We start from the raw sequence: 25007 nt of genomic DNA on the forward strand, positions 1-25007 counted from the left end.
CTGTCCCAGGATGAAACATGGAACTGCACCTCGTCATCAATGGCCGCAAGGACCTGGCGGCCCAGCTTTACCAGCAACTGCGTGAGGCCATCGCCACCGGGCGGCTGGCAGCCGGCGCGCAATTGCCGCCCAGCCGGCTGCTCGCCGAGCAATTGGGCGTATCACGCAAAACGGTCTCGGATACCTACGCCACCTTGACGTATGAAGGCCTGCTGGTCGGCAGGATTGGCCGAGGCACCTTCGTCAACGCCTGGGCCCCGCAGCCCGACCGTGTACAGACCGCCACCGACCTGGCCTGCGCCGCCAACCTGGGCAAATGGGCGGCGCTGCCCTCGCCTATGCACCACCCCGCCAGCGGCGACATCCTGCGCTACGAATTCATCGGCGGGGCAACCACGCGCAGTCAGTTCCCCCAGGAAGAATGGCGGCGCTGCACCCAGGATGCGTTACGCCGTATCGCCAAGAACAGCGGTTTCTATAGCCAACCGGAGGGCTTACCGGCACTGCGCGAGGCCATCGCCGGGCATATCGCGTTTTCACGCGGGGTGAAATGCCGCGCCAGTGACATCGTGGTCACCAATGGCGCGCAACAGGCGCTGGACCTGATCGCCCGCGTGGTCCTCGAGCCAGGCAGCATCGTCGCCATGGAAGACCCTGGCTACAGCCCGGCGCGCCAGTTGTTCGTGGCGATGGGGGCGAAGGTCGCCAGCGTTCCGGTCGATGCACAGGGCATTCAGGTTGACCAGATCCCCGAGGGCACGCGGCTCGTCTACGTGACGCCGTCCCACCAGTTTCCCCTCGGCATGCCCATGAGCCTGGCGCGGCGCAAAGCCTTGCTGGACCGCGCGATCGAACTTGGCGCGATCATCATCGAAGACGACTACGACAGTGAGTTCCGCTACCAGGGCCGCCCCACCGACTCCCTGCAAAGCCTGGACACGCGAGGCGTGGTGACCTACGTCGGGACCTTTTCGAAAACCCTGCTACCCGAGTTGCGCCTGGGCTACGCGGTGCTGCCGCCGGCGATCCATGGCGCGGTCCTCAAGGCCAAGCAATTGACCGACCAGCACAGCTCCACCCTGCCGCAATGGGCGCTGGCCAAGTTCATCAGCGAAGGCTATCTGCTCAAGCATATCCGCCGCTGCCACAGCGTGTATGCGGGGCGACGCGAACGGATCCTGCAACGCCTGGCGGGCGACCTGTCGCCCTGGTTCGAAGCGGTGCCGACGGTGGCCGGGTTCCACTTGGCGGCACTGTGCAAGGTGGCGGTGGACATCCCGCTGTTGATGCAGCTGGCGCGTAAGGTGGAGGTGGGTTTGTACCCCCTGGATGGTTTTTTCCACGACGTTGCGCCACGCGCGGGGCTGATTCTCGGCTTCGGTGCCATCGAAACCCTCGATATCGACCCGGCGCTGGATAGGGTGCGCGACATCCTGTTGCGGATTGGCTAGGGGGTTTTCCGGCGGATTGGTCATTGGTCGACCCTGCCCCCGGGCGTAGGGTGAACAGGTCTCCAACCCCGTGGAACCCCATCATGAAACGACTGCTCGCCACCGCTGCCATACTTGCCTCGCTCACGGCCTACGGCCACGAGCCGGTGTACAACCAGGAAACCCTCAAGGTGCTGCAAGCGCACGCCTTGACCAACGTACCCGGCAAAAAAACCATCATGCTCACCGTCGATTACGCCCCCGGCCAGGCCACCGTGCCCCACAGCCACACCGGCACTGCCGTGGCTTATGTGCTGGAAGGCGCAATCACTTCACGGGTCAACGATGAGAAAGCCGTGACCTACAAGGCCGGCGAGTCGTTCTACGAGCCCGCCGGTTCACGGCACTTCGAATCGAGCAACGCCAGCCAGACCCAGCCTGCCAAGCTGCTGGTGGTGATGGTGCTGGACGACAAGGCCGAGGTGCTGACGCCGCTGGCCCCAATGTAGGAGCGAGCTTGCTCGCGAAGAACTCAGGGCCCCCGCGTTTATTCAGAATGAACGCGTTGCCTGGGCGTTTTTCGCGAGCAAGCTCGCTCCTACAGGGGACCACTTTCGAATAGTGTGATTCAGTAAGACAGCCTTTGCGCGTCAGGCAAGGCTCTTGCTGACGACCTCGAACACATCGCTGGACAGCTCGCCCGAGCCCAGGATGCGTTCCAGTTCCGCCTTCATCAGCGCTTGCCGTGCGGCGTCGTATTTACGCCAGCGCGTCAACGGTGCCAACTGGCGCGACGCAATCTGTGGGTTCAGCGTGTTGAGCTGGATCACCAGGTCCGCCAGGAAGCGGTAGCCCGAACCATCCGCCGCGTGGAAGTTGATCAGGTTCTGCCCGGCAAATGCGCCAATGAGGGCGCGCACTTTGTTCGGGTTCTTGATGGTGAACGCCGGGTGTTCCATCAACGCCTTGACCCGCGCCAGCCCGCCCGGCAGGGTGCTGCCGGCCTGTACGCTGAACCATTGGTCCATGACCAGCGGGTTGTCCTTGAAGTTCTCGGCAAACACCGCCAGCGCCTGGGCCTTTTCCGCTTCGAATGGCGAGTTCACCAACACGGCCAGGGCCGTCAGGCGCTCGGTCATGTTGTCGCTGGTGTCGAATTGGTCCAGGGTCGCGGCCAGCACTTCTGGCTTGCCGCTGAGCATCAGGTAGGACAGCGCGATGTTTTGCAGGGCGCGCCGGGCAAAGTGCTCGGCCTCTGCCACGTAGGGCGTTTTCCGGGACAGGTCACGGTTGGCCTGATAGCGCAGCCACAGCCCTTCGAACAGGTTGTCGGCCAGTTGCTTACGGGCAAATTCGCGGGCGGCGTGGATCGCATCGACATCCGCCACTTCACTGATTTCGGCCAGGTAGGCTTCGCTCGGCAACGAGAGCATTTCGGCGACCATGGCCTGGTCCAGGCGTTCGTCGCTCAATACCGTGCGCAACGCGTCGATCAGGCGTTGATCGAGCTTCAGCGGCTGCCCCGCCTGATGCTGGCCGATCAGTTCCTGCAACACCTGCACCGACAACTGCTGGCCGGCGTCCCAGCGGTTGAAGCCGTCGCTGTCGTGCTGCATCAGGAACATCAATTGGTCGCGGTCATACGGGAAGCTCAGTTTCACCGGTGCCGAGAAGCCACGCAGCAGTGAAGGCAACGGTTTTTGCGCAACATCAACGAAGGTGAAGGTCTGCTCGGCTTCGGTGACCGAGATCACGCGGGAGGTAGCGCCGGCCGTGGCTTCACCGTCCAGACGCAAGGCGATAGCGGCGCCGTTGCCGTCCAGCAGGCCCAGCTCGACCGGGATCACGAACGGCAGTTTTTCCACCTTGTCCGGGGTTGGCGGGCAGCTCTGGCGGAAGGTCAGGCTGTAGGTCTTGGCCGCCGCGTCAAAGGACTCGCTCACCGCCAGGCGCGGCGTGCCGGCCTGGCTGTACCAGCGCTTGAACTGGCTGAGGTCGACGCCGTTGGCATCTTCCATGGCCTTGATGAAGTCGTCACAGGTCACGGCTTGGCCATCGTGGCGCTCGAAATACAGGTCGCTGCCTTTGCGAAAGCCTTCGGCGCCGAGCAAGGTGTGGAGCATGCCGACTACTTCCGAACCCTTTTCGTACACGGTCAGGGTGTAGAAATTGGAGATCTCGATAAAGCTGTCCGGGCGCACCGCGTGGGCCATGGGGCCGGCGTCTTCGGCGAACTGGTGGGTACGCAGGTACGCCACATCCTGGATGCGTTTGACCGTGGCCGAGTTCATGTCGGCGGAAAAGCCCGAGTCACGGAACACGGTGAAGCCTTCCTTGAGCGACAGCTGGAACCAGTCGCGGCAGGTCACGCGGTTGCCCGACCAGTTGTGGAAGTATTCGTGGGCGACGATGGCTTCGACACGCTGGTGGGCGGCATCGGTAGCGGTTTCGGCACGGGCCAGCACGGCGCTGGAGTTGAAGATATTGAGGCCCTTGTTCTCCATGGCGCCCATGTTGAAGTCGTTGACCGCCACGATCATGAAGATGTCGAGGTCGTACTCGCGGCCGTAGGTCTGTTCATCCCAGCGCATGGATTTTTTCAGGCTGGTCATGGCGTGCTGGCACTTGTCGATGTTTTCCGGCTCGACGTAGATGCGCAGCGCAACTTCGCGCTGGGTCATGGTGGTGAAGCTGTCTTCGACACACCACAGGTCACCGGCCACCAGGGCAAACAGGTAGGCCGGCTTCTTGAACGGGTCTTCCCAGGTTGCCCAGTGCCGCCCGTCTTCGCCGGGGCCGCTGGCAATCGGGTTGCCGTTGGACAGCAGCACCGGGTAGCGATGCTGCTCGGCGATCACCGTGGTGGTGAACACGCTCATCACGTCCGGACGGTCGAGGTAGTACGTGATCTTGCGGAAGCCTTCGGCCTCGCACTGGGTGCAGAACATGCCACCGGATTTGTACAGGCCTTCGAGGGCGGTGTTGGTTTCCGGATGAATCTTGACCGTGGTGTCGAGGGTGAAGGTTTCGCTCGTTGGCTGCAGCGTCAGGTGGCTGTCGGTCAACTGGTAGTCAGCAGCCGTCAGCGCCTGATCGGCCAGGTTGACGTTCAGCAGCTCCAGTTGCTGGCCGTCCAGCACCAACGGCGGCAGCCCGGCGCCGCGCTCGGGGTTGCGGCGCATCACCAGCTGCGCGTGGACCAGGCTGTGGTCCTCGAACAACTCGAAGGTCAGGTGCGTCTCGTCGATCAGGTAGTCCGGCGCCTGATAGTCCTTCAGGTAGATCATCTTCGGTTGTTCGGTGCGCATGGGTGGCATCCTTCTACTGATGCACGGCGAGCTGGTAGGCCGTGTATTTACGAATATTGATCACGCCGGTATCGAAGATCAGGTATTGGCCCTTGATCCCCAGCAGCGTGCCTTCGGCAATCGGATTCTTGTCCAGGTTGAAACTGACGATCTTGGCCGGGTACTGCTGCACCGGGTAACGGATCTCGATCGGCTCGATGTCGGCAATGGTTTGGATGGCCTGTAGGCCAAAGCGTTCCTGCAACCCCAGCAAGCCTTCGGCGCAGGAGGCGAACAATTCATCGCGTACCTGCCTGAGGTCCACCGATTGCGCATCGCCCTTGAGCAGCGCGCGCCAGTTGGTTTTGTCGGCCACCTGGCTGCGAAACAGATCTTCGACAAAGCCCGATTGCTGGCGGGTGGCCACGCGCATGATCGGCAGCGCCTGGCTGGCGCCCTGGTCGAGCCAGCGGGTCGGCAACTGCGTGGCGCGGGTGATGCCGACCTTGATCCCCGACGAGTTGGCCAGGTAGACCACGTGGTCGGTCATGCAGAAGGTTTCACCCCAACTCGGATCGCGGCAGGTGCCAGCGTCGTAATGGCAACGCTCGGGACTCATGATGCACAGGTCACACTGGGCCAGCTTGGTCATGCATGGGTAGCAATAACCCTGGCTGAAGCTGTTTTTGGTCTTGCGCCCGCAATGGCTGCAATGAATGGCACCAAGGTATTCCAGGCGAATATAGGTGCCGATCAACGGGTTGACCGCAACCTCGGTGTCGCCAAGACGAAACGCGTATTGAACGGTCGGCTCACCGAGTTTCGCCGACATTTTGCTGACTGCACCGCGACCGATTTCAATCAATGGATCGCATCCGACTTGAACAGGATGTTCGGCACCGGTGCCGATTTCGACGCGCACTCCTGCGGGCCCATATAGCCGGTGCGCTGGTCTTCAGGCAGGTTCTGCAGTTCCCAGGCAATCACCGCTTGCAGCGACAGCTCGCGCTGTTCGGCGGTGAGCTTGCGGCCGTCGGACCACTTGCCGATTTCCACGGCGAGCTTGAGGCTCTCGTAGATGTCCGGGGTGATGTTTTCGATCATTTCAGCAAAAGAGGACATAAGGCTCTTCCTTATCAAATAGACGATTTGCGACGGTTGTACAGCCCGCCCAGCAAACCGGTCAGGCAACCGATAACCAAGCCGCCCACATGGGCCGCGTTGGCGATTTCGCCGAAGCCGATCATCGAGACCAGCCCCGACAGGCAGAGCACCAGCCACACCAGCATCATCACCAGCACCCCACGGGGCAGGCGATACGCCGGGTTGGGCGAGAGTAGTTGAAAGATCCAGCAATGTCCCAGCAGGCCATACAACACGCCGGACAAACCGCCAAACAGGCCCGGGCCGCCGTACGCATACTGCGCGTAATTGGAGACCAGGCTGAACAACAGGGTCAGGCCCAGGAGGTTGATGCTGCCCTGGCGCGCTTCGATGCGCCGGCCCAGCTCCCAGTACCACATGCCATTCATGGCCAGGTGCAGGATGCCGAAGTGAATCAGCATTGGCGTGACCAACCGCCACCACTGCCCGGAGACCAGGCTGTCGGCCAGCGGTGTGAACTGGATGTATTCGCCCAGCACCCGGAACGGCAGAAAGGTCAGCCAGGCCATGGTCTGCAGGTTTTCGCCAAGCAGCGTCACCGCACCCACGATGAGGCTGGCCAGCAGCACCAACGCCGTGACCGGGCTATGGCGGACCTGCTGGACAAAACTTGGCCGCGCCACAGGCGCCTGTTCGGGAATGTCCAGTTGCTGGTCCGGGTCACCGGCGGGAAAGCGTTGGTACAACACGCGCACATCGTCGCTGATGCTCTCGGGCACCCACAGCACTTGTTCGCCGGCTTCCTCGCTGACGCGATGAGGCACCTGCATGCGTTGCAGCAACTTGACGAAACCGCCCAGGTCGACGCTCAGGGGCAGGCGCAATACAGCCACGGTACTCATTGACTAACCTCAGGTCGCTCAACCTCGACCCAGACGAATTTATGCGGATCCAGTTGGGTTTCCTGGTCCAGGCGATACGCCACCAGCTTGCCGTACAGCACCGCGCTGTAGTCCAGGCAGGCCAGGTTCGGGCGGATCGGTGCCGGTTTGCCGCTGCGCCAGTAATGGCCGACGAACAACAGCGGCTCGTCGACGCCATAGCGCAGCAGGGAATTTTTTTCAGTGGAGGACAATGGCGTGCGCGCCACCGGCTCGGGCAGGGCATCGGGCTGGAACACGATGTCGCCGTAGGTTTTCGGGTCGTCTTCCCAGAATTTGGTACGAAAGAACGAGCGCGTCAGGCCATCGCCACCGGTCAGGGTGAGCCCGTGGGGCAAGCGCATGTCGGTGCCGCGCAACAGGCGATCGAACGCGTTGCAGGCGAAACTGCCCGGTACGGCGGCGGCCTGCAGGAAGTGCTGATCGATGCAGCCATCCGGGAACGTGGCGCGCAGCGGCTGGATGAACCCCTCATCCCAGCACGCATGCACCACCCGGAAACGCCCGGCGTCGACAAACAGCGGCATGTCGTAGAACCAGCCGAGGAAGTCGTGCCAGTCGGCCGGGTGCTGTTCGAACTGGGTCAGGGTTTCCTGGATCAGCCGCGCATGGCGCGGGGTGTGCTCGCGCACGAACTGCTTGCCACTGCCGGGCGGTGCCGGCGTGGTCCAACCCAGCGCGTTGAACTCATGGTTGCCCATGATGCACAGCGCCTGGCCGGCCTCGGTCATGTCGTGGACGATATGCAGCGCTTCGCGGATGCGCGGGCCACGGTCGATGATATCGCCGAGAAACACCGCCATGCGCGACGGATGGCGCCAGGTGCCGCCCTGCTTGTGGTAGCCCATCTGGTCGAGCAAGTGCTCCAGCGTGTGGGCGCAACCGTGCACGTCACCAATCAGGTCGTAGCTACGCGCGGGATCGAGCATCAGTCGCCTCCGCCCCCCAAGCGGCTGCCCCAGCCCAACTTGGTGCGGCACACTTCGTAGTAGTTGTGGTCCAGCGGGTGGATCAAGCGCAACTTCTGTGCCTTCTTGCTCACGGTAATGGTGTCGCCGGGAGCGCAAGTGAAATGGTTCTGCCCGTCACAGGACACTTGTGGGTAGATTTGCATATCTTTGGACACCACGATCTTCAGCTCACTGTTGCCATCGACCACAATCGGCCGACTCGACAACATATGGGGGTACATCGGCACGATCACAATGGCATCGAGCTTGGGGTGCATGATCGGGCCACCGGCCGACAGCGCGTACGCGGTCGAGCCGGTCGGCGTGGCGACGATCAGGCCGTCGGCCTTCTGGCTGCATACGAACTGGCCGTCGATATACAGCTCGAACTCGATCATCCGCGTGGATTTGCCCGGATGCAGCACCACGTCATTGAGCGCATCGCCCTGGCCAATGGCTTCGCCGTGGCGGCGTACTTCGGCCTGCAGCAGGAAGCGGTTTTCCACCAGGTAATGGCCGTCGAGCACCTTGGCCACTTCGACTTCCAGCTCATCCGGACGGATATCGGTGAGAAATCCCAGGCTGCCACGGTTGATCCCCAGCACCGGCACGTTATGCCGCGCCAGCGCCCGGGCTGCACCAAGCAGGCTGCCGTCGCCGCCGACCACAATGACCATGTCGCACACTTCGCCGAGCATTTTGCGCGAAGAAGTCTGCAGGCCGTGGCCCGGCAGGATTTCGCCGATGGTGTCTTCGAGGATCACATGCAGGTGGCGTTCCAGCAGGAATTTTTTCAGCCGGCGGACGGTGTCCAACACCTGGGTACTGCCCAGGCGACCGATAATGCCGATATTGCGAAATTGCTCCATGGGGCTCCTGCGGGCATAGGGGTGTGGCAAAAAGAAAGGATTATGGGCGAAAGGCCGGCTCAGGCAAAATCCTTTGTCGCCGCCGCGCCTTGATGACAATGGTTCTCAGGCGGTTCCCAGGCGGTTCTCAGCCACATGCACGCAACGTAAGAGGCTATGCTCGCACCATGACTCTGTTCCCCGACTTGCACGCCCTGCCCCGCCAACTGCGACACCCCGAAGTGCGCGACCTGGCGTGGGTGATGCTGGCGCCACCGATGCTCGCACACACGCCATGGCCGCAGCGCCATCCGCTGGCGGGCAGTGACTGGGTACAGGCGCCGCAGTTGCTCGAAGCCTGGTTGCGTGCGCTCGATCAGGACAGCAGCGCGCTGCAGCATTGGCTGAGCCTGGCGCGCACCCGGCGTCTGGGCCTTTATTACGAGCGCCTGTGGCAGTTCGCCGTGCAACATGCGCCGGGCGTGGAGCTGCTGGCGGCCAACCTGCCGATCCGCCGCGCCGGGCACACCCTGGGCGAGTTGGACATGCTGCTGCGCGACCGCGATGGCGTGCATCACCTGGAATTGGCGATCAAGCTGTATCTGGGCCCGCAGGCTGGCAACGGCCGCGACACCGCGCAGTGGCTGGGCCCGGGCTGCCATGACCGGCTCGACCGCAAACTGGCGCACCTGGCCCAGCATCAACTGCCGATTTCGGCGCGCCCGGAGAGCCGCGAAGCCCTGGCGGCGCTGGATATCCAGCAGTTCGATGCGCACCTGTGGCTGGGCGGGTATCTGCTGTATCCGTGGCCGGGCCAGGCCGAATCACCCCATGGCGCCCATCCGCAGCACTTGCGTGGACGGTGGTTGCATCAGCGGGATTGGCCGGACTTTGTCAGCGCGAGCGCGGCAGGCCGCTGGCGACCCTTGCCTCGGCATGCCTGGCTGGCGCCGGCGCATTACCTGGCAAGCGAGGTGTGGAGCGAGGAACAGATGCAGGGTTGGCTGGCAGACCTGGACCCGATGGCGCCGGCGCAGTTGTTGGTGCGGCTGGTGCAAAATGGTGAGGATTGGGAGGAAGCCGAGCGGCTGTTTCTGGTGGCGGATCTTTGGCCGAATGTGCCGGGGGCTGGCTGATAGAGCGTGGGGGTCTGCGAGTGCCTCATCGGGGGCAAGCCCCCTCCCACACTTGAACTGTGAACACAGTCAAATGTGGGAGGGGGCTTGCCCCCGATAGCGGCGGTGCCGGCACTACAGTTCATCGATATGCCGATAATCCAGTTGCAACCCGGCAGCCAACTCCTGCGCCCGCCCCAGCCTGATCGGCCCGCGCTCGATGTCCACCAGTAACCCCGGACACGCCAACTGCGCCAACCCATCGATCGCCTTGAGCCGCCCATCCGTCATCACCAGCACCCGCTGCTGCTCCGCCGGGTAACGCTTACGCCGCGCCACCAACCAATGGGCCGCCTCGCTCAAGGCTGCCAGCAACGGCGTACCACCACCGGCGCCTAGCTGTTCCAGCCAATCCGCCAAGCCTTTCGAGGCCTTCAAGCCCTGCACCTGCCACTGCGGCGACTGCCCGCTGGCGGTCAACAACGCCAGGCGCGCCCGTTGCCGGTAGGCGTCATCGAACAGCTGCGCCAACAGGCCCTTGGCATCGCTCAATGCCCGATGCCGTCGGGTGGAGGCTGAGGCGTCGACAATCACCAGCCACAGCTCATGGGCCGAACGGTTGCGCACCTGCCAGCGCACATCTTCACGGCGTTGCGGCCTGCCACCGAGCAAGGTGCCCGGCCAATCGATCTGGCCCTGCCCTGCGCTGCGCGCCTTGCCCTGCTTGCCATTGTCCAGTCGCCCCGCCTTGGGCCGGGCATCCGCCCCCGCGTCAGGTCGGGGGCGAATGCCTAGGGCTTTTTTGGCCAGGTGGGCACATCGCGACGGGAACCGGTGGCCAGGGCCGGCGCAGGCATGTCGCCCCATTGGCCTTGGCCCGGCGAGGTGTCCGAGGGTTGCGGCGACTGCCCTGGATTCGGCGGGCTGGCCGGTGGCGACTGTTCCTGGCGCCGGTGACGCAAGGCAAATTCCGCGACCGCTTCAATGTCTTCTTCGGCAATCCTGTCAGCGCCCCGCCACGCGGCATGGGCGCGGGCGCCCCGCAGCCAGACCAGGTCGGCGCGCAAACCGTCGACGCCTGCGGCAAAGCAACGTTCGGTAATCTGCGCCAAGGCGTGATCATCCAGCTCAATACCGTCCAGCCGCGCCCGCGCCTGGGTGCAGCGCTCGCGCAGCGCCGCCTGCGGCTCATGCCACTGCTGACAGAACGCAGCGGGATCACGGTCGAAATCCAGGCGACGACGAATAATCTGCCCACGCTCGGTGGGCAGCGTTTGCCCGCTCAACGCCACGTTGAAACCAAAGCGGTCGAGTAGTTGTGGACGCAACTCACCCTCCTCCGGGTTCATCGTGCCGATCAGCACAAACCGCGCCGAGTGCCGATGGGAGATGCCATCACGCTCGATCAGATTGGTGCCGCTGGCGGCCACGTCCAGCAACAGATCGACCAGGTGATCGGGCAACAGATTGACTTCATCGACATACAACACGCCGCCATCGGCCTTGGCCAGCACGCCGGGGGAAAACTGTGCGCGGCCCTCGCCGAGCGCGGCGTCCAGGTCCAGGGTGCCCACCAGGCGCTCCTCGGTAGCGCCCAGGGGCAAGGTGACAAACTGCCCACTGGCGAGCAGGTCCGCCAGGCCACGGGCCAGGGTGGACTTGGCCATGCCGCGCGGGCCTTCGATCAGCACACCGCCGATTTGAGGATCGATCGCGGTCAGGCACAGCGCCAGTTTCAGCGCGTCGGCACCGACCACGGCGGCCAGCGGGAAATGGGGAATATCGGTCATCAGTGGTCTTCTTCTATATCCAGCAACAGGTTTTCCAACGCTTCGCGGTAGGCGCCCGGCGCTTGCCACAGGCCGCGCTGCTGGGCTTCGAGCAGGCGCTCGGCCATGTCGCGCAGGGCGTCGGGGTTGTGTTGTTGCACAAAGGCGCGGGTATCGGGGTCGAGCAGATAGGCGTCGGCGAGCAACGCGTACTGGTGGTCGTCGATCAGCGCCGTGGTGGCGTCGAAGGCGAACAGGTTGTCCACGGTCGCGGCCATTTCAAATGCACCTTTGTAGCCGTGACGCTTCACGCCTTCGATCCACTTGGGGTTGGCCGCGCGGGAGCGAATGACTCGGTTGAGCTCTTCCTTCAAGGTGCGGATCTTCGGCAGGTCCGGCTGGCTGTGGTCGCCATGGTAGCTGGCGGCCTTGGCGCCGCTCAGGGTTTCCACAGCGGCGAGCATGCCGCCCTGGAATTGATAGTAATCGTTGGAGTCGAGCACATCGTGTTCGCGGTTGTCCTGGTTCTGCAACACCGCCTGCACCTGCCCCAAGCGCTGGGCGAACTGCTCACGGGCAGCGGTGCCTTCGTCAGCACCGCCATAGGCGTAGCCGCCCCAGTTCAGGTAGACCTCGGCCAAGTCTTCGCGACTTTGCCACAGGCGGCCGTCGATCGCGCCCTGCACGCCCGCACCATAAGCCCCCGGCTTGGCGCCGAAAATGCGCCAACCGGCCTGTTTCGCCGCAGCCTCTTCATCCAGGCCCGATTCGCGCAGCGCCTCGCGCTCACTGCGCACCTTGGCAGCCAGCGGGTTCATGTCGTCCGGCTCGTCCAGGGCAGCGACCGCTTGCACCGCCGCATCGAACAGGCGGATCAGGTTGGCGAACGCATCGCGAAAAAAGCCGGACACGCGCAACGTCACGTCGACGCGGGGACGATCCAACAGGCTGATCGGCAGGATCTCGAAGTCATCCACACGCTGGCTGCCGGTGGCCCACACCGGCCGCACGCCCATCAGCGCCATGGCCTGGGCGATATCGTCGCCGCCGGTGCGCATGGTGGCCGTGCCCCACACCGACAGGCCCAGCTGGCGCAGATGGTCGCCGTGGTCCTGCAGATGCCGCTCGAGCAGCAGGTTGGCCGACTGGAAACCGATGCGCCAGGCCGTGGTGGTCGGCAGGTTGCGCACGTCCACCGTGAAGAAATTGCGCCCCGTGGGCAGCACATCCAGGCGCCCGCGACTCGGCGCGCCGCTGGGGCCGGCCGGCACGAAGCGACCGCTCAAGGCGTCCAGCAGGCCGCGCATTTCTGCCGGACCGCAGGCGTCCAGACGCGGCGCCACGACCACGCGCAGGCTTTCGACAACGGCCTTCACGTCCTCCCAGCCAGGTTTCTCCAACTCTTCCAGCGGCCCTTCCAGCGCCTGCTCGATCAAGCGCGCCGCGTACAGCTCCAGACGCTCGCGGGTGTCGCCGGCGGTGCGCCACACCTGCGCGTCGAGGTTGCGCAACACCTCGGGCCGACGCCCGGTCCACGGCTCGGCGAGCGCGCAGTCCAGGGGGTCGAAGCCCAGGTCGAACGCCTTGGCCAGCACCCGCAGCAGGCTCGATTGCGCGCCACGGCCATCGCCCCGAGGGATGCGCAACAAGGCCAGCAAGGTATCGATGCGCAAGCGCCCCGCCGGCGACTCGCCAAAGATATGCAGGCCGTCGCGAATCTGCGATTCCTTCAAGTCACACAGGTAGGTGTCCAGGCGCGGTAACCAACTGTCGGCATCCGCATTGCAGTCCAGCTCAAGCTCCTGGTCGATATGGGTTTCGCGCACCAGCTTGAGAATGTCTTTCTGCAGTTCCAGCGCGCGTCGTGGGTCGAGCAACTGCGCTTCATAATATTCGTCGGCCAGCAGCTCCAGGTTGCGCAGCGGGCCGTAGGTTTCGGCGCGGGTCAGGGGCGGCATCAAATGGTCGATGATCACCGCCTGGGTGCGACGCTTGGCCTGGGCGCCCTCGCCGGGGTCGTTGACGATAAACGGGTAGATATTCGGCAGTGGGCCGAGCAGCACGTCCGGCCAGCAGTTCTCCGACAGGCCCACGCCCTTGCCCGGCAGCCATTCGAGGTTGCCGTGCTTGCCCACGTGAATCAGCGCATGGGCGCCGTAGGTATGGCGCAGCCAGAAATAGAACGCCAGATAGCCGTGGGGCGGCACCAGGTCGGGGTCGTGATACACCGCACTCGGGTCGACCTGGTAACCGCGCGCCGGCTGGATGCCCACAAAGGTTTGATCCAGGCGCAGGCCGGCGATCATCAGGCGACCGTCGCGGCACATCGGGTCCTGATGGGGCGCGCCCCAGCGTTCCAGCACCGCCTCGCGATTGGCTTCGGGCAGGCGTTGAAACATCGCCGCGTAGTCGTCCAGCGCAAGGCTCTGATGACACGGGCGCAGGTCGAGGCTGTCGAGGTCGTTGGTGACGCCGCCCAGCAACGCATGGATCAAGGCCGTGCCGCTGTCCGGCAAGGTGGCAGGCACCGGATACCCTTCGGCGTGCAGCGCGCGCAGGATATTCAGCGCCGCCGCCGGCGTATCCAGGCCCACGCCATTGCCGATACGGCCGTCGCGGGTTGGATAATTGGCCAGGATCAAGGCTACGCGCTTGTGCTCATTCGGCACCCGCGCCAGCTCGATCCAGCGGCGCGCCAGTTCGGCGACAAAGTCCATGCGTTCAGGCGCGGCGCGGTAGCACACCACGTCCGACTGGCTGCGCTCACTGCGCCAGGCCAGGTCCTTGAAGCTGATCGGCCGGCTGATGATGCGCCCGTCCAGCTCCGGCAAGGCGATGTGCATCGCCAGGTCGCGAGGGCCCAGGCCTTGTTCGCTGGCCTGCCAGCCGGGCTGGTTGTCCTGGGCGCAGATCGCCTGGATCACCGGGATATTGCGGCGAAACGGGCGCAGATGCGGCGCTTCGGGGCTCGATTGAGCAAAGCCGGTGGTGTTGAGGATTACCGCCGCCTGCACCTCATCCAACAGGTCTTCGACCACCGCCAGGCAACCGGGCTCTTTCAGACTGGCCACTGCGATCGGTAAGGGGTTAAGGCCCGCCGCCTGCAGGCGCTGGCAGAACACATCGATAAACCCGGTATTGGCGGCCTGCAAGTGCGAGCGGTAGAACAGCACCGCCGCCACCGGAAAACCAGCCTGCCACTGCGCCTGCCAATCGGCCAGGTGGGCGTTGGCGGTATGCGGGTGGTAGATCGAGGTGCGCGGCAAGCTCTGCGGCTCAGCCCAGGCATAGTCGCGCCCCAGATAGCCGGTGGCCAGGCAGCGAAAAAAATCCAGCGCGTTACCCAGGCCCCCCTGGCGCAGGAACTGCCACAGCCGGTCACGCTCGGGCGCCTCCACGGTGCTCAAGCCGCTGAGTTCCGGGTCTGGGCGATCATCCCCCGGTACCAGGATCAGCGTGACGCCACGCTCCGCCAACGCCACCAGCCGCTCGACGCCATAGCGCCAGTAACCGATGCCGCCATGCAGCGAAATCAGGATGACCTTGGCGTGGCGCAGCACTTCATCGACGTACAGGTCGACCGAGGCATGGTTCTGCACCTGCATCGGGTTGGCCAGGCGCAGGCTGGGGTAATCCTCGGGCAACTGCCGGGCCGCCTCGGCAAGCAGCGCCAGGCTGGAATCGCCGCTGCACAGGATCACCAACTCGGCAGGGGTTTGGCCAAGATCGGCGATGTTGTCGTCCGCGACGAAGCCACCGGGCTGGGTCCTGAGCAGGTGCATGGGTCAGGCGCTGAGGGCGGCGCGCAGTTGCGCGTCAAGGCCTGCCGCGTCAAGCGCCTGGCCGATCAGCACCAGGCGTGTGGTGCGTGCCTCATCGGCGCCCCAGGCACGGTCGAAATGCTTGTCGAAACGTGTGCCCACGCCCTGGATCAGCAGGCGCATCGGTTTGTTCGGAATGGCGGCGAAGCCCTTGACGCGCAGGATGCCGTGCTGCACCACCAATTGGGTCAGGGCGTCGAGCAGCAGGGCTTCGTCGGCTGGCGGCAGGTCAATGGAGATGGAGTCGAACGCATCGTGGTCGTGATCGTCCTCACCGTCATGATGATGGTCGTGATGGCTATGGCGCGCGTCGATATGTTCCTCGGAGCCGGCACCCAGACCGATCAACACGTCCAGTGGTACGCGACCGCTGCTGGCTTCGATGACTTTCACCGCCGGCGGCAACTCCTCGGCCACTTCCAGGCGCACGCGGGCCAGGTCTTCGGCGCTGATCAGGTCGGCCTTGTTGAGGATCACCAGGTCGGCGCTGGCCAGTTGGTCGGCGAACAGCTCGTGCAGGGGCGATTCGTGGTCCAGGTTTGGGTCGAGCTTGCGCTGGGCGTCGACCTGGTCCGGGAACGCGGCGAAGGTGCCGGCGGCCACGGCCGGGCTGTCGACCACGGTGATCACCGCGTCCACGGTGCAGGCATTGCGGATTTCCGGCCATTGGAAGGCCTGGACCAGCGGCTTGGGCAGGGCCAGGCCCGAGGTTTCGATGAGGATATGGTCGAGGTCGCCACGCCGGGCCACCAGTTCGCGCATCACCGGGAAGAACTCCTCCTGCACGGTGCAGCACAGGCAGCCATTGGCCAGCTCGTACACGCGGCCGTTGGCTTCTTCTTCGGTGCAACCGATGGAGCACTGCTTGAGGATGTCCCCGTCAATGCCCAGCTCGCCGAATTCATTGACGATCACCGCAATGCGACGGCCCTGGGCGTTGTCGAGCATATGGCGCAGCAGCGTGGTTTTGCCCGAGCCGAGGAAACCGGTAACGATGGTGACGGGGAGTTTGGCCAGTGTTTTCATCGGATGCCCTTTGGGGCGGGCATACGGGACGAGAAGCCCTGCGACGGCGCGCAGCAGCGGATTTCGTCACCGGATCACCCCGCCCGGTTGAATTGAAAAATCGGTTGCGAGGCAGGTCTCCTGGCTTGGGGCTTGCGGGTCTTGCGACCGGCGCTGACTGCGCCTTCCCGCCGGATCGGCAGTGGCGTGGCAGTCAGTAGAACCCTTCACAGTTGCGGGGGCAGCCGCGGCTTGAACCGCGTTCCCTTCTTAGCTTCGGCCTGGGCCGAAGAACCTCGAAGGTGCAAGGCTACAGGGGCTCGCAGCATTTGACTACCGTCCCCGGCCCATGCTCTCCTACCCACCTTGTTTCGGGTGCCCTTCACAGGGTGAAACGGGAAACCGGTGCGCCATAGAGCTATGGCAAGTCCGGTGCTGCCCCCGCAACGGTAAGCGAGCGAAGCGTCAAATCCACTGTGCCGACAAGCATGGGAAGGTGATGCTTTCAGACTGACTCTTTCAAGAGCCATCCCTCGCAAGCCCGGAGACCGGCCCGAAAAAATCAGATAACAAACCCGCGGTGGGCGGGCGCTGTTCGAAACCCTGTGTGCCTGGCTCGCGGGGTTTTCATGCGCTCGTTTCACCCTGACACCCAGAAGGGACGCGCCATGTCGATCATCAGCAGCACCTCGCACACCGCCAGCAGCTCCGCCACCCTGAGCCAACGCCTGACCGCCGCCATCGGCGCGTCGATCCTCGGCGCGTGCCTGGTGTATTTCGCCGGTTTCTCGCACATCGAAGCCGTGCACAACGCGGCTCACGATACCCGCCACAGCGCCGCGTTCCCGTGCCACTGAGACCTGCAGACATGATCAAGCGTATTGCCCAAACCGCAGGTTTTACAGGCCTGCTGGCCGCCCTGCTGCTGACCCTGCTGCAAAGCTTCTGGGTCGCCCCGCTGATTCTGCAGGCGGAAACCTTTGAAAACGCCCCGGCAGCCACCGAACCGGCGCATGAACATGCCGCAGGCGCCGCCGCCCACACCCACGATGCCGAAGCCTGGGAGCCGGAAGACGGCTGGCAGCGCGTGCTGTCCACCACCGGTGGCAACCTGGTAGTTGCCGTCGGGTTCGCCCTGATGCTGGCCGGCCTCTACACGCTGCGCGCACCGACCCGCACGGCCCAAGGCCTGCTGTGGGGTCTGGCCGGTTACGCGACCTTCGTGCTGGCGCCGACCCTGGGCCTGCCGCCAGAGCTGCCGGGCACCGCTGCCGCTGACCTGGCCCAACGCCAGATCTGGTGGGTCGGTACTGCCGCCTCTACCGCCACCGGTATTGCGCTGATCGTGTTCGGCCGCAACTGGCTGCTCAAAGTGCTGGGCGTGGCGATCCTGGCCGTGCCGCATGTGGTCGGTGCGCCGCAACCGCAAGTGCATTCGATGCTCGCGCCAGAAGCCCTGGAGGCCCAGTTCAAGATCGCGTCGCAGCTGACCAACGTGGCGTTCTGGCTGGCACTGGGCCTGATCAGCGCCTGGCTGTTCCGCCGCAACCGCGACGATCAATACTCGGCATGACCCTGGTGGTCGGCCTGGGCTGCCAGCGCGGTTGTGATCTTCACACTCTGCTGAGCCTCTTTGACACCGCCCTCGCCGAGGGCGGGATTGAACGCCAAAGCATTACCGCACTGGCAAGTATCGACCTCAAGCGCGAGGAACCGGGGCTGCTCGCCCTGTCCAGATTGCTGGGCTTGCCGTTGCAGTGTTTCAGCGCTGAACAACTGGCCGTCTATGAAGATCGGCTGAGCCATAAATCGGTCGTTGCCTTTACGCATACCGGCTGCCATGGGGTCGCCGAAAGCGCTGCCCTGGCCCTCGCCGAACATCTTGCCAACGCCCCCGCCCGCCTGCTGATCACCCGCCAAAAAAACGCCCAGGCCACCTTTGCATTGGCCTGCACCGGCTAAAACCTCGATAATCGTCCGTTCCGATCATGAGCAATCTTCATGCTCGCCCGTTTTTCGACAGGAATCCCCCATGACCGTCTACTTCATCGGCGCCGGCCCCGGCGATCCGGAACTGATTACCGTCAAAGGCCAGCGGCTGATTCGCAGTTGCCCGGTGATCATTTACGCGGGCTCGCTGGTGCCAACGGCGGTGCTGGAAGGTCATAACGCTGAACACGTGGTCAACAGCGCTGAACTGCACCTGGAGCAGATCATCGATTTGATCAAGGTCGCCCATGCAAATGGCCAGGATGTGGCACGCGTGCACTCCGGCGATCCGAGCCTGTACGGCGCGATTGGCGAGCAGATTCGTTACTTGCGCGAGCTGGGCATACCGTTCCAGATCATTCCTGGCGTCACCGCAGTAGCGGCGTGTGCAGCGCTGCTTGAGACCGAGCTGACCCTGCCGGACATCGCCCAAAGCGTAATCCTGACGCGCTACGCCGATAAAACCAGCATGCCGGCGGGCGAAGACTTCGACAGCATGGCGCGACACGGCACGACCATGGCGATTCACCTGGGGGTCAACCACCTGGAAAAGATCGTCGCGGAACTGTTGCCGCATTACGGCGCGGACTGCCCGATTGCCGTGGTGCATCGGGCGACGTGGCCGGATCAGGATTGGGCAGTTGGCACGCTTGAGGATATTGTGGCCAAGGTTGAGGTAAAAGGTTTCCGGCGTACCGCGCTGATCCTGGTGGGCCGCGTGCTAACCAATGACAGCTTCAGCGAGTCATCGCTTTACCGTGCCGGCCATGCCCATCTCTATCGCCCCGGATAAACACCGCAAACACTGTGGGAGGGGGCTTGCTCCCGATAGCGCCGATTCAGTCAATGAGGTGTCAACTGACCCACCGCTATCGGGGCATAGGTATCTACACAACTTTGTAGCAGCCAACAGTAACCACGATGCGAAGCGAGCCGCTCTTGATCTTGCTCTTGATCTTAAGCGCCCCGTTAAACCACGCTGGCCGGAATTCGACAGTGACTTGGGGGGTAAACCGGCAGGGATGCCGGTTTAGCCGCCCCGCGCCATGGATGGCGCGTGGCGGCGGCCCCCCAAATCACTGTCGGATTACGGGCACACCGAGCCTAAGCGAGGTGCCGAGTGGTGGGGCAAGAGCGTTTTGCTTACTTTTGCGCTTTTCAAAAGTGAGACGCCGTAAGGGCGGAACCCATAGCAGCCGTTACCGCAGCAACGGATATGTACTCGCCCTGATCCAGCATCCTGGTCGGCTGTCAGGCCGCCATCGGGAGCAAGCCCCCTCCCACATTTGGATCGCGCGGCATCAGTCAGATAGCTATAGGCCTCCAGGTCGCCACGGGAGCAAGCTCCCTCGCCACAGGTTCAGGGCTACGCCAAAGTTGTGTAGATACCTATGGCTATCGGGGGCAAGCCCTAATGCCAGTCAGTTAAGGCTTTTTGTAGGAGCGAGGCGGGCGGCTAGCCCTTGCTCGCGAAAAACTCACAGGCACCGCGTTTATTCAGGAAGCACGCGTTATCGTTGACGTTTTTCGCGAGCAAGCTCGCTCCTACAGACGGCGTGTACGCTTAACTGACTGGCATTAGGGCAAGCCCACTCCTACAGTTAATGTTCTGCGCCAGCAATGTCGCGCAACTCGTTGAAAAAGGAAATAAAAAACGGCGCTCACGGGGCGCCGTTTTTATGCTCGCAGTGAACACCTTACTCAGTAGTAGGCGTTTTCTTTCTGCGTGTGGTCGGTCACGTCGCGTACGCCCTTGAGCTCTGGAATACGCTCCAGCAGGGTGCGCTCGATGCCTTCGCGCAGGGTCACATCCGCTTGGCCACAACCCTGGCAGCCGCCGCCGAATTTCAATACGGCGATGCCGTCCTCAACCACATCGATCAAGCTGACCTGACCGCCGTGGCTGGCCAGCCCCGGGTTGATCTCGGTCTGCAGGTAATAGTTGATGCGCTCGTTGACCGGGCTGTCGGCGTTGACGTTCGGCACCTTGGCGTTCGGCGCCTTGATGGTCAACTGGCCGCCCATACGGTCGGTGGCGTAGTCGACTACGGCGTCGTCGAGGAAAGCTTCGCTGAAGCTGTCGATATACGCGGTGAAGCTTTTCAGCCCCAGGGCGGTGTCTTCAGGTTTCTCTTCCCCAGGCTTGCAGTAGGCAATGCATGTCTCGGCGTACTGGGTGCCGGGCTGGGTGATAAAGACGCGGATGCCGATGCCTGGGGTGTTCTGCTTGGACAGCAGGTCAGCCAGGTAATCGTGGGCGGCGTCGGTAATGGTTATGGCAGTCATGGAAACTCCTCACAGGCTTGCCGGCAGTTTACGCCAAATCATTACAGAGGTACAAAGTCCTAGTATTTTTGTCGGGATAAAGTTAACCGTTGGTCGCCATCGAACCAGCCTTTGAGCAGGCGGTTGCCTTCGAAAAACCGCTCCAGCGCCATGCCCCCCATCACCAGCACCGCGCGCCCGTACCGAAAATCAACATCGCCCGCCCCCCCTCCCAGTACATTCACATAAAGCTGGGACCTTCGTGGACGCAACATGAGCGATATTCATGCAAAACCCGGGCATGCTCCAAAAGCGCACAGGTTTGCTATGATCCACGCCCTCCGTAATGCCTGACTTAGAGTAGTCCCATGTCCGATCGTAGCGCTCGTCTGCAAGCCCTCCACCAAGCCCTCAAGGAACGCATCCTGATCCTTGACGGTGGCATGGGCACGATGATCCAGAGCTATAAGCTTGAGGAACAGGACTACCGTGGCAAACGCTTCGCCGACTGGCCAAGCGATGTCAAGGGCAATAATGACTTGCTGGTGCTCACCCGCCCTGACGTGATTGGCGGAATTGAAAAGGCCTACCTGGATGCCGGTGCCGACATCCTTGAAACCAACACCTTCAACGCCACGCGCATTTCCATGGCCGACTACGGCATGGAAGAGCTGGCTTACGAGTTAAACGTGGAAGGCGCGCGCCTGGCGCGTAAAGTGGCCGACGCCAAGACCCTCGAGAACCCGGCCAAGCCGCGCTTCGTCGCCGGCGTTCTCGGCCCCACCAGCCGCACCTGCTCGCTGTCGCCGGACGTGAACAACCCCGGCTACCGCAACGTGACCTTCGATCAATTGGTGGAAAACTACACCGAGGCCACCAAGGGCCTGATCGAAGGCGGCGCCGACCTGATCCTGATCGAAACGATCTTCGACACCCTCAACGCCAAAGCCGCGATCTTCGCGGTGCAAGGGGTGTTCGAGGAACTGGGCGTAGAGCTGCCGATCATGATTTCCGGCACCATCACCGATGCCTCCGGGCGCACCTTGTCCGGCCAGACTACCGAAGCATTCTGGAACTCCGTGGCCCACGCCAAGCCCATCTCGGTCGGCCTGAACTGCGCGCTCGGCGCCAGCGAACTGCGGCCGTACCTGGAAGAATTGTCGAACAAGGCCAATACCCACGTTTCCGCGCACCCTAACGCCGGCCTGCCCAACGAGTTCGGCGAGTACGACGAACTGCCCTCGGAAACGGCCAAGGTCATCGAAGAGTTCGCCCAGAGCGGCTTTCTCAACATCGTCGGCGGCTGCTGCGGCACCACGCCGGGGCATATCGAAGCCATTGCCAAGGCCGTGGCCGGTTATGCGCCGCGCTCGATCCCGGACATTCCCAAGGCCTGCCGCCTGTCCGGCCTGGAGCCGTTCACCATCGATCGCAGCTCGTTGTTCGTCAACGTCGGCGAGCGCACCAACATCACCGGTTCCGCCAAGTTCGCCCGGCTGATCCGTGAAGACAACTACACCGAAGCCCTGGAAGTCGCCCTGCAGCAGGTGGAAGCCGGCGCCCAGGTGATCGACATCAACATGGACGAGGGCATGCTCGATTCGAAGAAGGCCATGGTGACCTTCCTCAATCTGATCGCCGGCGAACCGGACATCTCCCGCGTGCCGATCATGATCGACTCCTCCAAGTGGGAAGTGATCGAAGCCGGCCTCAAGTGCATCCAGGGCAAGGGCATCGTCAACTCCATCAGCATGAAGGAAGGCGTGGAGCAGTTCATTCACCACGCCAAGCTGTGCAAGCGCTATGGCGCAGCCGTGGTGGTGATGGCGTTCGACGAAGCCGGCCAGGCCGACACCGAAGCGCGCAAGAAGGAAATCTGCAAGCGCTCCTATGACATCCTGGTCAATGAAGTGGGCTTCCCGCCGGAAGACATCATCTTCGACCCGAACATCTTCGCGGTCGCCACCGGCATCGAAGAGCACAACAACTACGCCGTCGACTTCATCAATGCTTGCGCCTACATCCGCGACGAGTTGCCCTACGCGCTGACCTCCGGTGGCGTGTCCAACGTGTCGTTTTCGTTCCGTGGCAACAACCCGGTGCGCGAGGCGATCCACTCGGTGTTCCTGCTGTATGCAATCCGCAACGGGCTGACCATGGGTATCGTCAACGCCGGCCAACTGGAGATCTACGACCAGATCCCGGCCGAGCTGCGCGATGCGGTGGAAGACGTGGTGCTCAACCGCACCCCGGACGGCACCGACGCCCTGCTCGCCATCGCCGACAAGTACAAGGGCGACGGCAGCGTCAAGGAAGCCGAGACCGAAGAGTGGCGTGGCTGGCCGGTGAACAAGCGCCTGGAACACGCGCTGGTCAAGGGCATTACCACGCACATTGTCGAAGACACCGAAGAGTCGCGACTGTCGTTCGCGCGCCCGATCGAGGTGATCGAAGGCCCGCTGATGTCCGGGATGAACATCGTCGGTGACCTGTTCGGCGCCGGCAAAATGTTCCTGCCCCAAGTGGTCAAATCCGCCCGTGTGATGAAGCAGGCCGTGGCCCATCTGATTCCCTTTATCGAGCTGGAAAAGGGCGACAAGCCCGAGGCCAAGGGCAAGATCCTGATGGCCACGGTCAAAGGCGACGTGCACGACATCGGCAAGAACATCGTCGGCGTGGTGCTGGGGTGCAACGGCTATGACATCGTCGACCTCGGCGTGATGGTCCCGGCGGAAAAGATCCTGCAGGTGGCCAAGGAACAGAAGTGCGACATCATCGGCCTGTCCGGCTTGATCACCCCGTCCCTGGACGAGATGGTGCATGTGGCCCGCGAGATGCAGCGCCAGGACTTCCACCTGCCGCTGATGATCGGTGGCGCAACTACCTCCAAGGCGCACACGGCGGTGAAGATCGAGCCCAAGTACAGCAATGACGCGGTGATCTACGTGACCGACGCCTCGCGTGCCGTGGGCGTGGCCACGCAGTTACTGTCCAAGGAATTGAAAGCCGGTTTCGTCGAGAAAACCCGCCTGGAATACATCGACGTACGCGAGCGCACCGCCAACCGCAGCGCCCGCACCGAACGCCTGAGCTACCCGGCGGCGATTGCCAAGAAGCCGCAGTTCGACTGGAGCACCTACACCCCGGTCAAGCCGACTTTTACCGGCACCAGGGTGCTGGAGGATATAGACCTCAACGTGCTGGCCGAGTACATCGACTGGACGCCGTTCTTCATTTCCTGGGACCTGGCCGGCAAATTCCCACGCATCCTCACCGATGAAGTGGTGGGTGAAGCGGCCACCGCGCTGTATGCCGATGCCCGGGAAATGCTCAGGAAGTTGATCGATGAAAAACTCATCAGCGCCCGCGCGGTGTTCGGCTTCTGGCCGACCAACCAGGTGCAGGACGATGACCTGGAAGTCTATGGCGAAGACGGCCAGCCGATCGCGCGGCTGCACCACCTGCGCCAGCAGATCATCAAGACCGACGGCAAGCCGAATTTCTCCCTGGCCGACTTTGTCGCGCCCAAGGACAGCGGCGTGACCGACTACATCGGTGGCTTCATCACCACCGCCGGCATCGGCGCCGAAGAGGTCGCCAAGGCCTATCAGGACGCCGGCGACGACTACAACTCGATCATGGTCAAGGCCCTCGCCGACCGCCTGGCCGAAGCCTGCGCCGAGTGGCTGCACCAGCAAGTGCGTAAAGAACACTGGGGCTACGCCAAGGACGAACAGCTGGACAACGATGCGCTGATCAAGGAGCAATACAGCGGCATCCGCCCTGCCCCAGGCTACCCGGCGTGCCCGGACCACACCGAGAAAGCCCAGTTGTTCCAACTGCTCGACCCCGAGGCCCGGGAAATGCAGGCCGGCCGCAGCGGTGTGTTCCTTACCGAGCACTATGCGATGTTCCCGGCGGCAGCCGTCAGCGGCTGGTACTTCGCCCACCCGCAGGCGCAGTACTTTGCTGTGGGTAAGATCGACAAGGACCAGGTGCTGAGCTACACCGCGCGCAAGGGCCAGGACCTGAGCGTGACCGAGCGCTGGCTGGCGCCGAACCTGGGCTACGACAACTGATAGGCTCTTGCACCCGTGCAGGGGCTTGTCGAGCCCCTGCACGGGCGTTTCGGTCTACAACCCAAACGGGTAAGCACCGGTAATCGTGTAGGTGGTAGTTAGCTATATGAGCCGCCATGGCGCGGGGGCTCGGCTATGCTTTGTCGTACCTCACTCAGTCGCACCTCATTGCGAGGAATCCATGGACGACCCACAGCACAAACCGCCCACGTTCTGGCAGATGCTCCACAGCGTCATGGCCGCCGCCTTTGGCGTGCAAAGCGGCAAGAACCGCGCCCGCGACTTCACTCACGGCAAGCCGAGCCACTTCGTGATAATGGGTATTGTATTCACGGCAGTGTTTGCGCTGACGCTGTTTGGCATTGTCAAGCTGGTGCTGCACCTGGCCGGGGTATGAAGCCGGC

Annotated in this window: 21 protein-coding genes and 2 riboswitches; of the genes, 9 read left to right on the forward strand and 12 right to left on the reverse strand. The window is 63.3% G+C overall.

Going from position 1 to position 25007, the window contains the following annotated elements; genetic code table 11:
* Positions 1–17: 17 nt before the first annotated feature.
* Together C4J92_RS14815 and C4J92_RS14820 are read left to right on the forward strand one after the other, a co-directional pair.
* Positions 18–1451, forward strand: a complete 1434-nt coding sequence (locus C4J92_RS14815; protein ID WP_124404395.1) for a PLP-dependent aminotransferase family protein — start codon at positions 18–20, stop codon at positions 1449–1451.
* Between the two features lie 83 nt (positions 1452–1534).
* On the forward strand, positions 1535–1939 hold the full coding sequence (locus C4J92_RS14820; protein ID WP_124404396.1) for a cupin domain-containing protein: 405 nt from the start codon (positions 1535–1537) through the stop codon (positions 1937–1939).
* Between the two features lie 141 nt (positions 1940–2080).
* Here the strand turns inward: C4J92_RS14820 and pepN are convergent, their stop codons facing one another.
* The 6 genes from pepN to C4J92_RS14850 are packed head-to-tail and all read right to left on the reverse strand — an operon-like array spanning position 2081 to position 8581.
* Positions 2081–4738: an aminopeptidase N gene (gene pepN, locus C4J92_RS14825; protein ID WP_124404397.1), complete on the reverse strand. Its 2658-nt coding sequence runs from the start codon at positions 4736–4738 to the stop codon at positions 2081–2083.
* Positions 4739–4751: 13 nt separating this feature from the next.
* Entirely contained in the window at positions 4752–5582 is an 831-nt protein-coding gene (locus tag C4J92_RS14830; RefSeq protein ID WP_164487563.1) for a DUF2797 domain-containing protein, read from the reverse strand.
* A complete protein-coding gene (locus C4J92_RS14835; protein ID WP_124367263.1) occupies positions 5579–5839 on the reverse strand; it encodes a YeaC family protein in 261 nt (86 codons plus the stop codon). Before C4J92_RS14835 ends, C4J92_RS14830 begins: the two co-directional genes overlap by 4 nt.
* A gap of 14 nt (positions 5840–5853) precedes the next feature.
* Entirely contained in the window at positions 5854–6723 is an 870-nt protein-coding gene (locus C4J92_RS14840) for a rhomboid family intramembrane serine protease (protein ID WP_124404399.1), read from the reverse strand.
* Positions 6720–7694 (reverse strand): metallophosphoesterase, encoded by a 975-nt coding sequence (locus C4J92_RS14845; protein ID WP_164487564.1) that lies wholly within the window; start codon positions 7692–7694, stop codon positions 6720–6722. The genes C4J92_RS14840 and C4J92_RS14845 overlap by 4 nt, the downstream gene beginning before the upstream one ends.
* A complete protein-coding gene (locus C4J92_RS14850; RefSeq protein WP_057725186.1) occupies positions 7691–8581 on the reverse strand; it encodes an NAD(+) kinase in 891 nt (296 codons plus the stop codon). The genes C4J92_RS14845 and C4J92_RS14850 overlap by 4 nt, the downstream gene beginning before the upstream one ends.
* A 167-nt stretch (positions 8582–8748) precedes the next feature.
* Here C4J92_RS14850 and C4J92_RS14855 point away from each other — a divergent pair, with 167 nt between their 5' ends.
* Entirely contained in the window at positions 8749–9696 is a 948-nt protein-coding gene (locus C4J92_RS14855; RefSeq protein WP_124404401.1) for a DUF1853 family protein, read from the forward strand.
* A 114-nt stretch (positions 9697–9810) separates the two neighbouring features.
* Here the strand turns inward: C4J92_RS14855 and C4J92_RS14860 are convergent, their stop codons facing one another.
* The 4 genes from C4J92_RS14860 to cobW are packed head-to-tail and all read right to left on the reverse strand — an operon-like array spanning position 9811 to position 16291.
* A complete protein-coding gene (locus C4J92_RS14860; RefSeq protein ID WP_124405811.1) occupies positions 9811–10413 on the reverse strand; it encodes a VWA domain-containing protein in 603 nt (200 codons plus the stop codon).
* A gap of 53 nt (positions 10414–10466) precedes the next feature.
* Complete coding sequence (locus tag C4J92_RS14865) at positions 10467–11465, reverse strand: ATP-binding protein (protein WP_124404402.1); 999 nt, start codon at positions 11463–11465, stop codon at positions 10467–10469.
* Positions 11465–15226 (reverse strand): cobaltochelatase subunit CobN, encoded by a 3762-nt coding sequence (cobN, locus tag C4J92_RS14870; RefSeq protein WP_124404403.1) that lies wholly within the window; start codon positions 15224–15226, stop codon positions 11465–11467. The genes C4J92_RS14865 and cobN overlap by 1 nt, the downstream gene beginning before the upstream one ends.
* A gap of 3 nt (positions 15227–15229) precedes the next feature.
* Positions 15230–16291, reverse strand: coding sequence for a cobalamin biosynthesis protein CobW (gene cobW, locus C4J92_RS14875; protein WP_124404404.1), 1062 nt, complete (start codon positions 16289–16291; stop codon positions 15230–15232).
* Positions 16292–16383: 92 nt separating this feature from the next.
* Positions 16384–16584, reverse strand: a riboswitch (cobalamin riboswitch).
* Between the two features lie 42 nt (positions 16585–16626).
* Positions 16627–16842, forward strand: a riboswitch (cobalamin riboswitch).
* A 96-nt stretch (positions 16843–16938) separates the two neighbouring features.
* Between cobW and C4J92_RS14880 the strand changes: the two genes are divergently transcribed.
* The 4 genes from C4J92_RS14880 (at position 16939) to cobM (ending at position 19052) form a co-directional block, all read left to right on the forward strand.
* On the forward strand, positions 16939–17127 hold the full coding sequence (locus C4J92_RS14880; protein ID WP_027606475.1) for a CbtB-domain containing protein: 189 nt from the start codon (positions 16939–16941) through the stop codon (positions 17125–17127).
* An 11-nt stretch (positions 17128–17138) separates the two neighbouring features.
* A complete protein-coding gene (locus C4J92_RS14885) occupies positions 17139–17843 on the forward strand; it encodes a CbtA family protein (RefSeq protein WP_124404405.1) in 705 nt (234 codons plus the stop codon).
* Positions 17840–18232 carry a cobalamin biosynthesis protein gene (locus C4J92_RS14890; protein ID WP_124404406.1) on the forward strand — a complete coding sequence of 131 codons (393 nt, stop codon included), beginning with the start codon at positions 17840–17842 and terminating at the stop codon, positions 18230–18232. Before C4J92_RS14885 ends, C4J92_RS14890 begins: the two co-directional genes overlap by 4 nt.
* Positions 18233–18302: 70 nt before the next feature.
* Positions 18303–19052: a precorrin-4 C(11)-methyltransferase gene (gene cobM / locus C4J92_RS14895; protein WP_124404407.1), complete on the forward strand. Its 750-nt coding sequence runs from the start codon at positions 18303–18305 to the stop codon at positions 19050–19052.
* A 908-nt stretch (positions 19053–19960) separates the two neighbouring features.
* Here the strand turns inward: cobM and nfuA are convergent.
* Positions 19961–20545 (reverse strand): Fe-S biogenesis protein NfuA, encoded by a 585-nt coding sequence (gene nfuA, locus C4J92_RS14900; protein WP_017528557.1) that lies wholly within the window; start codon positions 20543–20545, stop codon positions 19961–19963.
* A 59-nt stretch (positions 20546–20604) separates the two neighbouring features.
* Entirely contained in the window at positions 20605–20799 is a 195-nt protein-coding gene (locus C4J92_RS14905; protein ID WP_124404408.1) for a hypothetical protein, read from the reverse strand.
* 93 nt (positions 20800–20892) lie between these two features.
* Between C4J92_RS14905 and metH the strand changes: the two genes are divergently transcribed.
* Both metH and C4J92_RS14915 read left to right on the forward strand, forming a co-directional pair.
* A complete protein-coding gene (gene metH, locus C4J92_RS14910; protein ID WP_124404409.1) occupies positions 20893–24603 on the forward strand; it encodes a methionine synthase in 3711 nt (1236 codons plus the stop codon).
* A 181-nt stretch (positions 24604–24784) separates the two neighbouring features.
* Complete coding sequence (locus tag C4J92_RS14915) at positions 24785–25000, forward strand: DUF2970 domain-containing protein (protein WP_124367274.1); 216 nt, start codon at positions 24785–24787, stop codon at positions 24998–25000.
* The last annotated feature ends 7 nt before the right edge of the window (positions 25001–25007 follow it).

The organism is Pseudomonas sp. R3-18-08 (genome assembly GCF_003852065.1).
Taxonomy (GTDB): Bacteria; Pseudomonadota; Gammaproteobacteria; order Pseudomonadales; family Pseudomonadaceae; genus Aquipseudomonas.

Coding starts and splice junctions, on each gene's coding strand:
- C4J92_RS14815 (WP_124404395.1), top strand. CDS start 18: ATGGAACTGCACCTCGTCATCAATGGCCGCAAGGACCTGGCGGCCCAG.
- C4J92_RS14820 (WP_124404396.1), top strand. CDS start 1,535: ATGAAACGACTGCTCGCCACCGCTGCCATACTTGCCTCGCTCACGGCC.
- pepN (WP_124404397.1), bottom strand. CDS start 4,738: ATGCGCACCGAACAACCGAAGATGATCTACCTGAAGGACTATCAGGCG.
- C4J92_RS14835 (WP_124367263.1), bottom strand. CDS start 5,839: ATGTCCTCTTTTGCTGAAATGATCGAAAACATCACCCCGGACATCTAC.
- C4J92_RS14840 (WP_124404399.1), bottom strand. CDS start 6,723: ATGAGTACCGTGGCTGTATTGCGCCTGCCCCTGAGCGTCGACCTGGGC.
- C4J92_RS14850 (WP_057725186.1), bottom strand. CDS start 8,581: ATGGAGCAATTTCGCAATATCGGCATTATCGGTCGCCTGGGCAGTACC.
- C4J92_RS14855 (WP_124404401.1), top strand. CDS start 8,749: ATGACTCTGTTCCCCGACTTGCACGCCCTGCCCCGCCAACTGCGACAC.
- C4J92_RS14865 (WP_124404402.1), bottom strand. CDS start 11,465: ATGACCGATATTCCCCATTTCCCGCTGGCCGCCGTGGTCGGTGCCGAC.
- cobN (WP_124404403.1), bottom strand. CDS start 15,226: ATGCACCTGCTCAGGACCCAGCCCGGTGGCTTCGTCGCGGACGACAAC.
- cobW (WP_124404404.1), bottom strand. CDS start 16,291: ATGAAAACACTGGCCAAACTCCCCGTCACCATCGTTACCGGTTTCCTC.
- C4J92_RS14880 (WP_027606475.1), top strand. CDS start 16,939: ATGTCGATCATCAGCAGCACCTCGCACACCGCCAGCAGCTCCGCCACC.
- C4J92_RS14885 (WP_124404405.1), top strand. CDS start 17,139: ATGATCAAGCGTATTGCCCAAACCGCAGGTTTTACAGGCCTGCTGGCC.
- C4J92_RS14890 (WP_124404406.1), top strand. CDS start 17,840: ATGACCCTGGTGGTCGGCCTGGGCTGCCAGCGCGGTTGTGATCTTCAC.
- cobM (WP_124404407.1), top strand. CDS start 18,303: ATGACCGTCTACTTCATCGGCGCCGGCCCCGGCGATCCGGAACTGATT.
- nfuA (WP_017528557.1), bottom strand. CDS start 20,545: ATGACTGCCATAACCATTACCGACGCCGCCCACGATTACCTGGCTGAC.
- C4J92_RS14905 (WP_124404408.1), bottom strand. CDS start 20,799: ATGTTGCGTCCACGAAGGTCCCAGCTTTATGTGAATGTACTGGGAGGG.
- metH (WP_124404409.1), top strand. CDS start 20,893: ATGTCCGATCGTAGCGCTCGTCTGCAAGCCCTCCACCAAGCCCTCAAG.
- C4J92_RS14915 (WP_124367274.1), top strand. CDS start 24,785: ATGGACGACCCACAGCACAAACCGCCCACGTTCTGGCAGATGCTCCAC.